Here is a 10,510-nt window from a genome sequence, read left to right on the forward strand (position 1 = left end):
TGCAAGCGATGGCGTCGTCTTGGCCAATGCCCATCGCTATCTCTGCAGCCGGCATCTGCCTGCCTACAGCGCCCTCGCCGAAAGCCAGGCGCCCCTCGACTGGCTGGCAAGCCAGCTGCGCCAGGCCCGGGCCTGGGGTTGGCATACGGGGGAGGCGATCGAGTTCCTGCTGATGCTGAGCCTGCACTCGCCGAGGTACGAGGTGCCGCGTGAGTGCGCGCCGCTGGTTGATGAAAGCCCTCAGGTGCACCTGGAACGGTTGCGGCTTCGCACGGTGTTTTGAACAGGGAGGAAAGTATGAAGAGTTCGATACTCAAGTGTGGGGTGCTGGTCGGTTTGGTTTCACTGGCGGGATGCGCTGAAGAAAAGCCAAATACGTTCAAGTTTGTGGGTGAATTACCCCCTGACTTTGGGTACGCGGCGGTTGCGCTCTATGAGCCGGAGCCCGGGACAAAGTGCGAAGTTACCGATTGGCGTAGAACCATGCCATCGTTCAATAGGAATTGGCCTAAAGAGTACAGTCCGACGTTGACCATTGAAATTCGAAAAACGATCAAGGGCTGCAGGATGATTGTTAGACATATAAAAATCAGAATCATGGCCTCTTACGGGAGCGCTTTTTACCATCGATCAGAAGATAGAGCCAATGTTGGAATTTATACAGAGCTGGATGAAAAGTATCGCCGTGTCATGAGCTCCGAGGATGGGGATACATTCTACGGAAAATGTCAGTGGCTCTTTCGCACCATGGGGGCGGATCGCGTTATTGCAAAGTTGCTAGATTGCAAAAAGGACAATGAGCGCGGTGAGCTTTCTGCTGGAAGTCCGTTCGGTGCTTACTTGGTGGATCAGCTGCCGGGAAAAACGATCAGAATGAATATTAGGCTTTCGGAAAAGGAGCGTCCTTCTGGAGGAGACACCTGGGTTGAGTTCCCATCGGGCTGGAGGCGCTGCCTTGGGAAGGGGGTTGAGGATATGTATGGTTTTTGTCGGGGGAACACAACAGATTTCATTGACTTCAAGATGCCGGACGGGCGTATCTGCAATATTTACCCAGGCTGTGAAGTTGCGAATTGAAAACCCGAAAAATTATTGAGATTTAACAAGGAAAGTTATGAATCGAGAAGCATCAAAATATTTGTTGCTGATCGGCTTGGCCGCATTAGCTGGATGCGCTGAAGAAAAGCCGAATACGTTCAAGTTTGTGGGTGAATTACCCCCTGACTTTGGCTACGCGGCGGTTGTGCTCTATGAGCCGGAGCCCGGGACAAAGTGCGAAGTTACGGATTGGCGTAGAACCATGCCATCGTTCAATAGGAATTGGCCTAAGAGAGTACAACCCGACGTTGAACATTGAGATTCGAAAATCAATCAAGGGCTGCCGGATGATTGTTAGTCATATAAAAATCAGAATAATGGCCTCTTACGGGAGCGCTTTTTACCATCGATCAGAAGATAGGGCTAATGTTGGAATTTATACAGAGCTGGATGAAAAATATCGGCGCGTCATGAATGCCGAGGATGGAGATACGTTCTACGGTAAATGTCAGTGGCTATTTCGAACTATGGGGCCGGATCGTGTAATTCGAAAAATATTAGACTGCAAGAAAGACAATGAGCGCGGCGAGGTTTCTCTCGGGAGTCCTTTTGGTGCTTACCTGGCCAGTCAACTTCCTGGAAAAACAGTGAGGATGAATATTAGGCTCGAAGGTAAAGAAATCCCTTCAATTGGAGATACTTGGATCGAATTCCCCTATGGATGGAAGAGATGCTTAGGGAAGGGTGTGAATGATCTTTACGGGTTTTGCCGGGGAAATCAAACAGATTTTGTGAATTTCAAGATGCCGGACGGACGCATCTGCAACATTTATCCAAACTGTGGTGAATAATCAATGATGAATCGCGACGAGTTCATAAAAGAGATAAATCATCCAGTGAATGGCCTTATGTTGGTCTGCCCAAGTCGTGACGAATCAACAAGCTTTCAGTTAGTGGATGAGCTAGGGAGTGGCTCCTCATATGCGGGGGCTTTTTATGAGGTTGTCGACATGGAGGGGGTGATATATAAGGGTGCGCTAAATGCAGAGGGTAGAGGGGAGATCCAAAGTCATTACGCTGGTCCAGTGTGCTTGCGATTTACAGTTGACTACGCGGGCGGTGATGAATGTTATTCATGGCTGCAAAAACGGCGCCACTATCCGCTAAAAATTACAGACATTCAGGTTTGTGCAGAACAAACTCGCTATGTGAACCACGACAGCACTCGAACGACTTCCAACCCGGCAGGCGAGCATGCGGACTATTTTCTTCAAGTTGAAGTTCGGGAGCTTGTCCGTCATGGCTGCCACCTTCCTCCGCTATCAGCACGTTCCTTCCCACCCGCCAAAGGGCTCCGGCGGATCATGGGCAAGCACTGCGAGTGGGGTGTGGCGCTCATGCCCGGCAAGCATACTGTGCTGGAGGTCCGCCCACTTCGAGCGTTCCGGCCCGTGCTATCAATGGACCCTGAGTTCTGCGCGCTGAATCTTTATCAGTTGGCCTTGATGGCCACGCTCAGCTACAACCCGTTCGGCCAGGAGCCACCGGGCCATCCTGTGCTGGCCGCTTCGGTCAGTTTTCCCCATGCCCCCACCGTCGGAAACTGGTTTGGCGAGGCGCTGGCCTGTGGCCAGGAGATCTGGCGCGTTGATTCGTCCCAACCCAAGGAGTACTTCCCGCTGTACGAGGATGTGCCCTACTCACAGCGATGGGAAATCGTGCCATTCGATCCTGACCTCTATCAGGAGAACAGTCCCGATTTGGGTGAAGAGCAGGAGAACCCGGCCTCTATTCATTTCCTGGATGACAGGAAGGAGCTAGACGCTACGGACACGCAGGCCTTCATTACCCACAACGCCGACGTGATGATCATCGCGATTCGCGGCACCAGCGAGATGATCCCTGACCTGCTTCGCGATTTCGATGCCCTGCAGGTACCGTTCGAAGAGGGCAGCGGCAAGGTTCATCGGGGCTTTTACCTGGCGGCGAAGCGTGCCCTGCTGTTCGTGACAAGCTACCTGGACAAGTTCTACCAGTCACAGCAGCTCATCATCTGTGGCCACAGCCTAGGCGGTGCAATCGCCTTGCTGCTGGCGCAAATGCTGCGCGTATCCGACAGCCGCTACCCCCTGCAGCTCTACACCTACGGCGCCCCGCGTGCTGGCGACGCCACCTTCACCCGCAGCGCCGCCGACCTGCTGCACCACCGCATCGTCAGCAACGACGACCTCATTCCCAACCTGCCGCTGCCATGGATGAACACCCGCTACGAGGTGATCGCCCCAGGCGCCATCCTGGCGCCGATCAGCTTCCCGCTGGGCATGAAGATCATGCACTCAGGCCTGGTCAACCAGGACGGCGAGCCCTACGAGCACCATGGCGACCTGCGCCACTTCATGCCGATCCAGCTCAGTGACCAGGAGGCGTCGGCCATCCTCTGGAGCCCGGGCTGCACCACCATCACCGCGCAAGCTGCCTGCAACCAGTACCTGAGGCAGGTGGACAAGCTGCCCGAGCACCGCTCGTTCAGCCTCAACGATCATTACATGGTCACCAGCTATGTGCCGGCCTGCTGGGCCATGCTGCGCCGCCACCAGCAGGCGCTGGCCAACCGCACGCCGGCGGTGACCGTGCGGGAACTGGAAGTGGTGGAGGACGCCCTGCAAGCGATCGACAAGCAGTTGCGCGAGCGCCGTACCAGGCTAGCGCTGGGCGACCATTACCGGCGCCCTCATGAAGCCAGTTTGCCGCAGATCGAGCGGGAACTGGAACGCTTGGAGGCCACCCATGCACGCCTGGGCAGCCTACGCCACGCACCGGTCAGCGAGGCCGACGTCTACGGATCCCTCGCCGGCCAGCCGCAACTGGCCGAAGCCTTGGCGCGGTGGCAGGCGCAGCTCACCAACACCCGTGTCGAGCCCTTGGCCATGGCGCCGACGGAGCGTGCCTCGAGGGTGCCGGAGATCAAGGTAGTCACCTCCGATGAGATATTCGCCATGCTCGATGCCGAGAGCGATCCGTCTGATCCTCTGAACTTGGTATGAAAAAGGTTCCTCACGGATTACCGGGAACATCATTCCTGATCTTCATGAAATGGAATTCGTTGTCCCGGTAACCGTAGGCCATGCGCTTGATCACCTTGATCCGGTTGTTGAGCCCTCGTCGGCTCCCACCAACCGCACAAGCCTGAATCAAGTGGGGGAGGCTTGCCTGCGATGAGGCCTGTCGAGAGTGCTTGCATTGTAATTGTTATAACGTAACATTTGCAGCTCTCACCGACCAAGGTCTCCCTCCGTGATCCGCAGAAACCCCTCCGGCCATCTCCCCGAAATCGCCGCCTCGGCCTACATCGACCACACCGCGATCATCTGCGGCAAGGTGATCATCCACGACAACGTGTTCGTCGGCCCCTACGCGGTGATCCGCGCCGACGAGGTGGATGCCAGCGGCGACATGCAGCCCATCGTCATCGGCGCCAACTCCAATATCCAGGATGGCGTGGTGATCCACTCCAAGTCCGGCGCTGCAGTGCGCATCGGCGAATTCAGCTCCATTGCCCACCGCTCCATCGTGCACGGCCCGTGCGAGGTCGGCGACCGGGTGTTCATCGGCTTCAACAGCGTGCTGTTCAACTGCAAGGTGGGTGACGGCAGCGTGGTGCGGCACAACTCGGTGGTCGATGGCCGCGACTTGCCGGCGCGTTTCTACGTACCGCCCACCGAACACATCGGCCCGCACACCGACCTTGCCAGCTACCCGCCGGTGAGCGTTTCGGCCTCGGAGTTCTCCGAGGACGTGGCGCGCACCAACATCGACCTGGTGCAGGGCTACAAGGCCCTGCACAACGAGTTCTGAGCATGGACACGTTGCTGGTACGCAATGCCCGGCTGGTCAACGAGGGGCGTGAGTTCGACGCCGATTTGCTGGTGCGCCACGGCCGCATCGAGCGGATCGACGCAAGCATCGATAACGTGCGCGCAGATCGGGAGATCGACGCCAAGGGCGCCTTCCTGCTGCCGGGGATGATCGACGACCAGGTGCATTTCCGCGAGCCGGGCGCGCCGCACAAAGGCAGCATCGCCAGCGAGTCGCGGGCGGCGGTGGCCGGGGGCATCACCAGTTTCATGGACATGCCCAACACCAGCCCGCCGACCCTGACCCGCGAAGCCTTGGCCGACAAGCGGCGCCGGGCGGCGGCGGGGTCGCAGGCCAACTATGGCTTTCACTTCGGCGTCAGCCGCGACAACCTCGACACCATTGCCGCCCTCGACCCACGCGAGGTGGCCGGGATCAAGGTGTTCATGGGGGCGTCCACCGGCAACCTGCTGGTGGACGACCCGCAGGTGCTGGAAAAACTGTTCGTCTATGCGCCGACCATCGTGCTCGCCCACTGCGAACACACACCCAGCATCCTCGACAACGAGGCCTGGTGGCGCGACCGGCACGGCGAGTTCATCCCGCCGGCCGCGCATCCGCTGATTCGCGATGCCGAGGCCTGCTATCGCTCGTCCAGCCTGGCCGTCGAGCTGGCCCGGCGCTTTGGCACCCGGCTGCACGTGCTGCACCTCAGCACCGCGCGGGAGCTGGCGTTGTTCGAACCCGGCCCGCTGGCCGGCAAGCGCATCACCGCCGAGGTGTGCCTGCACCACCTGCATTTCGACGACAGCGACTACGCCAGCCTCGGCCACCTGATCAAGTGCAACCCGGCGATCAAGACCGCCAGCGACCGCGAAGCGCTGCGCCGGGCGCTGGCCGAGGACCGCATCGACGTGATCGGCACCGACCATGCGCCGCACACGCTGGAGGAAAAGCGCCGAACCTACAGCCGCGCGCCGGCCGGCTTGCCATTGGTGCAGCACGCGCTACCGGCGGCGCTGGAGCTGGTCAGCGAGGGGGCCTTGAGTTTGGCGCAGGTGGTGCGCAAGACCAGCCACGCGGTGGCCGAGCTGTTCGCCATTCGCGAGCGGGGCTTCTTGCGTGAGGGGTATTGGGCCGACTTTGCCCTGGTAGAGCGCCTGGCCGTGCCGCGCCCGGTGGCGGCCGATCCGGTACTGGCCCATTGCGGCTGGACGCCGTTTGCGCAGCGCAGTTTTCACCATGTGGTGCGCAGTACGGTGGTCTCCGGGCAATTGGCCTGGCACGAGGGGCGGGTGCAGGACGGTTGCCAGGGCCTGCCGTTGATGTTCGAGCGTTAGCCCAATCGCCGGCAAGCCGGCTCCCACAGGCGCTGTAGGTGTGGGAGCTGGCTTGCCAGCGATTGGGGCGCTAAGCGCCCCTAGAATTTCACAGGAGTACACCAATGACTGAAGACGAACTGCTGCGCCAGCCTGCCAGCGCCTACATGAACGAACCCCAACGCCAATACTTTCGCAACCTGCTGCTGGCCGAACGCGACGCGCTGCAGGCCCGCATCGACAGTGAGTTTCGCGCCCTGCGCGAGCAGGAGGTGCACAGCGACCCGGCCGATATCGGCAGCGCCGAGGAAGAACGCCATTGGCAGTTGCGCTCGCTGGAACGCGAAAAGAAGCTGCTGGACAAGATCGACCAGGCGCTGGAACGCCTGGCCCGTGGCGAGTACGGCTGGTGCGCGGAAACCGGCGAGCCGATCGGCCTGCGCCGCCTGCTGCTGCGGCCCACCGCCAGCCTGAGCATCGAGGCCAAGGAGCGCCAGGAGCTGCGGGAGCGGCATCTGCGCCACGATGGTTAATCGCTGTTCAGCGCCAGGGCCTGCAGCTGCCAGCGCACCGAGCTCACGCCTTTCTCCAGGCTCACTCGGCTGACCAGGCGTTCCAGCGTGGCGGGCGCCTGCGGGCTGCCCAACAGCTCGGCACGCACTTCCAGGCGCGCAGGGTCGGCCAGGTCCTCGCTGTGCAGCGACTGCAGGCGCAGGCCTGGGTCGCTGAGGCTGTGCAGCATCAGGCTGCGCACCTGGATCTCGTCCTCGGCGCGGCAGACGATGCGCACTTCGAAACGCTGCTCGACCTCGCTGGCCGGCACCACCTCCTGGCGGTCCAGGCGTTGGGCGATGTCACGCAGCAGGATATTGGCGCACAGCACCACCAGGCTGCCCAGCGCGGCCTCCAGCAGCAGGCCAAGGCTGCACAGCACCCCGACCGCGGCGGTGCACCATAGGGTGGCGGCGGTGTTCAGGCCGCGTACGTTGAAGCCGTCGCGCATGATCACGCCACCGCCCAGAAAGCCGATGCCCGACACCACGTAGGCGGCGATGCGCGAGGCATCGCTGGGGCTCATGCCCGGCACGGCCTGGGTCATCAGCACGAACAGGCAGGCGCCGGTGCTGACCAGCGCGTTGGTGCGCAGGCCGGTCAGGCGCTGACGCAGTTGCCGCTCGGCGCCGATCAGCGCGCCGAGTACCAGAGCCACGCTCACGCGCAGCAGAAAGATTTTCCAATCCATAGCGAACCTCGTTCCACAGGCCTTGGCCCATGCAGGCGCCGCTTGCACGGCGGCGCGGTTGAAAACGGTGAATGCGCAGGACCACGGGCCGGCACGCCAACGAAGTGGCGGGGCGGGGAAGAGGAGGAAGGGTAGGTCGTCAAAGACCTGAGGAAACCACCGTCTACCGAGTGCGGCGAGACAGTGGCAGGGACACTGCCGGACTAGCTCGCCGTGTGGGCCTGTCGCAAGCGACTGGGGCTACTGTCCAATGCAGGGGTCTCCTGTGCGGGGGATGCTTGAATGCGCGGCGGACCTTACGCCTTGAGCCTGGCAGGGTCAAGGCTGAGCGCATGACATTTGTGTTACGCAGGCGCGTGCAGGCGGGCGGCCTTCATGGAACATCGGCGCTGGGCAGTGGTACCCTTGCGCCTTTCGTTGCCAACCTGCGGACCCTCCCATGCTGTTCAATCTCGCCGTGCTGTTCGGCACCCTGGTGGCCATGGAGGGCGTCGGCACGCTGGCCCACAAGTACGTCATGCATGGCTGGGGCTGGTGGCTGCACCGCTCGCACCATGAACCGCAGCTGGGCATGCTGGAAACCAATGACCTGTATCTTGTCGCGTTGGGCTTGATCGCTACGGCGCTGGTGGCGTTGGGCAAGGCCGGGCACGCGCCTTTGCAGTGGGTGGGCGGCGGTGTGGCGGGCTATGGCGTGGCCTACGTGCTGGCCCATGACGGCCTCTTTCACCGGCACTGGCCACGGGCGCCGAAGCCGGTCAACCGTTACCTCAAGCGCCTGCATCGGGCGCATCGGCTGCACCATGCGGTGAAAGGCCGCCAGGGCAGTGTGTCGTTCGGGTTCTTCTATGCGCCGCCGTTGCGGGTGTTGAAACAGCAGTTGAAGCGCCGGCAGCGCTAGGGCGCGCGTCGCGCTCCAATCGCCGGCAAGCCGGCTCCCACCTCGACCGCGCTCACCTCAAGCCATGCGCATGCTCTGTGGGAGCCGGCTTGCCGGCGATTGGCCTTTGGATCAGCTTACGGCCTTCTGCTCTGTAGCCGTCTCCAACTCACGCCCCCGGCTCACCCACCAGCCAAAGGCCCCTGCGGTAAAGAACATGATCAGGCTGTAGATCGCCGCTGGCACCGCCATGGTCGCGTTGTTCAACAGCGAAGGGCTCAGTGCCAGGGCAATGGCCAGGGTGCCATTGTGGATGCCGATCTCCATGCCGATGGCGATCGCCTGGCGTTTCGGGATGCTCAGCAGCCGTGGCAGCCAGTAACCCACCCCCAGGCTGAGCAGGTTGAACAGCAGCGCGGCACCACCCACGATCGGTGCGTACTCGACCACCGTCTGCCAGTCCTTGGCCAGCGCCAGGACGATGGTGAAGGCCAGGAACAGCGCCGCCACCAGCTTCATCGGTTTTTCCATGCGCGCGGCAAAGCGCGGCGCCCAGTGGCGGATCAGCATGCCCAGCGCCACCGGCAGCAGGACGATGGCGAACACCTGCATCACCTTGGCGAATTGCAACGGGATGGCCTGGTCCGACTCCATGAACCAGATCAGCGATAGGTTGACCAGCAACGGCATGGTGAGGATGGCGATCAGCGAGTTCACGGCCGTGAGGGTGATGTTCAGGGCCACGTCGCCATGGGCCAGGTGGCTGAACAGGTTGGCGGTGGTACCGCCAGGGGAGGCGGCCAGCAGCATCAGGCCCACGGCGAGCGCCGACTCCAGGCCAAAGCCGTTGGCGATCAGGAAGCACACCAGGGGTAGCAGCAGGATCTGGCAGGCCAGGCCGATGACCACGGGTTTGGGGTATTTCACCACCCGGGCAAAATCGGCCAGGGTCAGCGACAGGCCCAGGCCGAGCATGATGATGCCCAGAGCCAGGGGCAGGATTGCTGTGAGCAGCGGCGAGGCGGTCATGGGTGGTCTCTCGGGCGAAGGATCCCGAGCAGTCTAGGTGGCGGCTGAACGATAGCTAATCGCAAAGGGCCATACTTGGTAACCATTTATTACCAAGGCCACGGGCACAGCGGCCCTGCGTCGCGTTGCGATGCTGCGCCTGGCGCAGTAGCATCTGCGTTTTGCCGAAGGATTAGCCTGTGATGCCGTTCCAGCAAGGTCTGCTTGCCACCCCGGTGCCGGCCCATGCCCGCCACCTGTTCTTCGCCCTCGATAGCCATGAGGCCTTGCCTACCGTGCTCGACCAGCTGATCGGCGAAGTCGATGGGCAGAGCCTGATCCTGTGCGTCGGCGCGCCGCTTGCCAAGGCCCTGGGCCGCGAAGTGCCGGGCCTGCGCAGCTTCCCGCAGCTGGACGCCGTGGTGGAGAACCCGGCGACCCAGCACGCGCTGTGGTTGTGGCTGCGTGGCGAGGAGCGTGGAGAGCTGTTCCTGCGGGCCCAGGCGCTGCAAGCGATGCTGGCGCCGGCGTTGCGCCTGGTCGATAGCGTTGATGGTTTCCTGCATCGCGGCGGGCATGACCTGACGGGGTACGAGGACGGTACAGAAAACCCGGTGGACCAGGATGCGGTCGATGCCGCCATCGTTCCAGGTGACGTACCAGGCCTGGCCGGCTCCAGCTTTGCCGCGTTCCAGTTGTGGAAGCATGACCTGAACTATTTCAAGGCGCTGCCGCAGGATGAGCAGGACAACATCATCGGGCGGCGCCTGAGCGACAACGAGGAGCTTGATGACGCGCCGGAGTCGGCGCACGTCAAGCGTACGGCCCAGGAGAGCTTCGCGCCCGAGGCGTTTGTCGTGCGGCGTTCGGTGGCTTGGGCCGATGAGCGTGGGGCGGGGCTGGCGTTTGTTGCGCTGGGGTATTCGCTGGATGCGTTCGAGGTGCAGCTGCGGCGTATGAGTGGGTTGGAGGATGGAGTGGTTGATGGGCTTTACCGCTTCAGCCGGCCTTTGAGTGGGGGGTATTACTGGTGTCCGCCGATGGGTGAGGCGGGGGCTGATTTGCGGGTGTTGTTGGGGTGATTCTGGTTGCCTTAGCCATTAGCCACTAACCATCGGTTTGTTGGTTTTGAAAGTTGTATGCGCATTCATATGTGATGTCGACGCA

General features: G+C 61.5%; 10 protein-coding genes and 2 pseudogenes. 9 read left to right on the plus strand and 3 right to left on the minus strand.

The annotated features are described in order from the left end of the window. From DM373_RS27735 to DM373_RS27750, 4 genes and pseudogenes are all read left to right on the plus strand, one after another. A pseudogene (locus DM373_RS27735) lies at positions 1–283 on the plus strand (DUF4123 domain-containing protein); the annotation flags it as partial. A gap of 14 nt (positions 284–297) precedes the next feature. Continuing rightward, positions 298–1,077: a hypothetical protein gene (locus DM373_RS27740; RefSeq protein WP_110996530.1), complete on the plus strand. Its 780-nt coding sequence runs from the start codon at positions 298–300 to the stop codon at positions 1,075–1,077. Positions 1,078–1,346: 269 nt separating this feature from the next. After that, the gene (locus tag DM373_RS27745; protein WP_244215140.1) at positions 1,347–1,889 is read left to right on the plus strand and encodes a hypothetical protein; all 543 of its coding nucleotides are present in this window, start codon (positions 1,347–1,349) and stop codon (positions 1,887–1,889) included. Between the two features lie 609 nt (positions 1,890–2,498). Next, entirely contained in the window at positions 2,499–4,082 is a 1,584-nt protein-coding gene (locus DM373_RS27750; RefSeq protein WP_244215141.1) for a lipase family protein, read from the plus strand. Between the two features lie 10 nt (positions 4,083–4,092). Here the strand turns inward: DM373_RS27750 and DM373_RS27755 are convergent. Continuing rightward, a pseudogene (locus DM373_RS27755) lies at positions 4,093–4,197 on the minus strand (transposase); the annotation flags it as partial. A gap of 135 nt (positions 4,198–4,332) precedes the next feature. Between DM373_RS27755 and DM373_RS27760 the strand changes: the two are divergent. The 3 genes from DM373_RS27760 (at position 4,333) to dksA (ending at position 6,745) form a co-directional block, all read left to right on the plus strand. Next, positions 4,333–4,893 (plus strand): gamma carbonic anhydrase family protein, encoded by a 561-nt coding sequence (locus DM373_RS27760; protein ID WP_110996531.1) that lies wholly within the window; start codon positions 4,333–4,335, stop codon positions 4,891–4,893. Between the two features lie 2 nt (positions 4,894–4,895). Next, positions 4,896–6,233, plus strand: coding sequence for a dihydroorotase (locus DM373_RS27765; protein ID WP_110996532.1), 1,338 nt, complete (start codon positions 4,896–4,898; stop codon positions 6,231–6,233). A gap of 104 nt (positions 6,234–6,337) precedes the next feature. Further along, on the plus strand, positions 6,338–6,745 hold the full coding sequence (dksA, locus tag DM373_RS27770; protein WP_110996533.1) for an RNA polymerase-binding protein DksA: 408 nt from the start codon (positions 6,338–6,340) through the stop codon (positions 6,743–6,745). On the opposite strand, the gene DM373_RS27775 is transcribed toward dksA, so the two are convergent. Next, entirely contained in the window at positions 6,742–7,455 is a 714-nt protein-coding gene (locus DM373_RS27775; protein WP_110996534.1) for an MgtC/SapB family protein, read from the minus strand. The two genes, dksA and DM373_RS27775, sit on opposite strands and share 4 nt — an antisense overlap. A 439-nt stretch (positions 7,456–7,894) precedes the next feature. Here DM373_RS27775 and DM373_RS27780 point away from each other — a divergent pair, with 439 nt between their 5' ends. After that, complete coding sequence (locus DM373_RS27780) at positions 7,895–8,356, plus strand: sterol desaturase family protein (protein ID WP_110996535.1); 462 nt, start codon at positions 7,895–7,897, stop codon at positions 8,354–8,356. A gap of 111 nt (positions 8,357–8,467) precedes the next feature. On the opposite strand, the gene DM373_RS27785 is transcribed toward DM373_RS27780, so the two are convergent. Continuing rightward, complete coding sequence (locus tag DM373_RS27785; protein WP_110996536.1) at positions 8,468–9,364, minus strand: bile acid:sodium symporter family protein; 897 nt, start codon at positions 9,362–9,364, stop codon at positions 8,468–8,470. 182 nt (positions 9,365–9,546) lie between these two features. Between DM373_RS27785 and DM373_RS27790 the strand changes: the two genes are divergently transcribed. Further along, the gene (locus tag DM373_RS27790) at positions 9,547–10,425 is read left to right on the plus strand and encodes a Dyp-type peroxidase (protein WP_110996537.1); all 879 of its coding nucleotides are present in this window, start codon (positions 9,547–9,549) and stop codon (positions 10,423–10,425) included. The last annotated feature ends 85 nt before the right edge of the window (positions 10,426–10,510 follow it).

Source organism: Pseudomonas sichuanensis (assembly GCF_003231305.1).
GTDB classification, from domain to species: domain Bacteria; phylum Pseudomonadota; class Gammaproteobacteria; order Pseudomonadales; family Pseudomonadaceae; genus Aquipseudomonas; species Aquipseudomonas sichuanensis.

Bases quoted from the DNA above. Each gene is read 5' to 3' on its own strand.
- DM373_RS27740 (WP_110996530.1), top strand. From the start codon at position 298: ATGAAGAGTTCGATACTCAAGTGTGGGGTGCTGGTCGGTTTGGTTTCA.
- DM373_RS27750 (WP_244215141.1), top strand. From the start codon at position 2,499: ATGGACCCTGAGTTCTGCGCGCTGAATCTTTATCAGTTGGCCTTGATG.
- DM373_RS27765 (WP_110996532.1), top strand. From the start codon at position 4,896: ATGGACACGTTGCTGGTACGCAATGCCCGGCTGGTCAACGAGGGGCGT.
- dksA (WP_110996533.1), top strand. From the start codon at position 6,338: ATGACTGAAGACGAACTGCTGCGCCAGCCTGCCAGCGCCTACATGAAC.
- DM373_RS27775 (WP_110996534.1), bottom strand. From the start codon at position 7,455: ATGGATTGGAAAATCTTTCTGCTGCGCGTGAGCGTGGCTCTGGTACTC.
- DM373_RS27780 (WP_110996535.1), top strand. From the start codon at position 7,895: ATGCTGTTCAATCTCGCCGTGCTGTTCGGCACCCTGGTGGCCATGGAG.
- DM373_RS27785 (WP_110996536.1), bottom strand. From the start codon at position 9,364: ATGACCGCCTCGCCGCTGCTCACAGCAATCCTGCCCCTGGCTCTGGGC.
- DM373_RS27790 (WP_110996537.1), top strand. From the start codon at position 9,547: ATGCCGTTCCAGCAAGGTCTGCTTGCCACCCCGGTGCCGGCCCATGCC.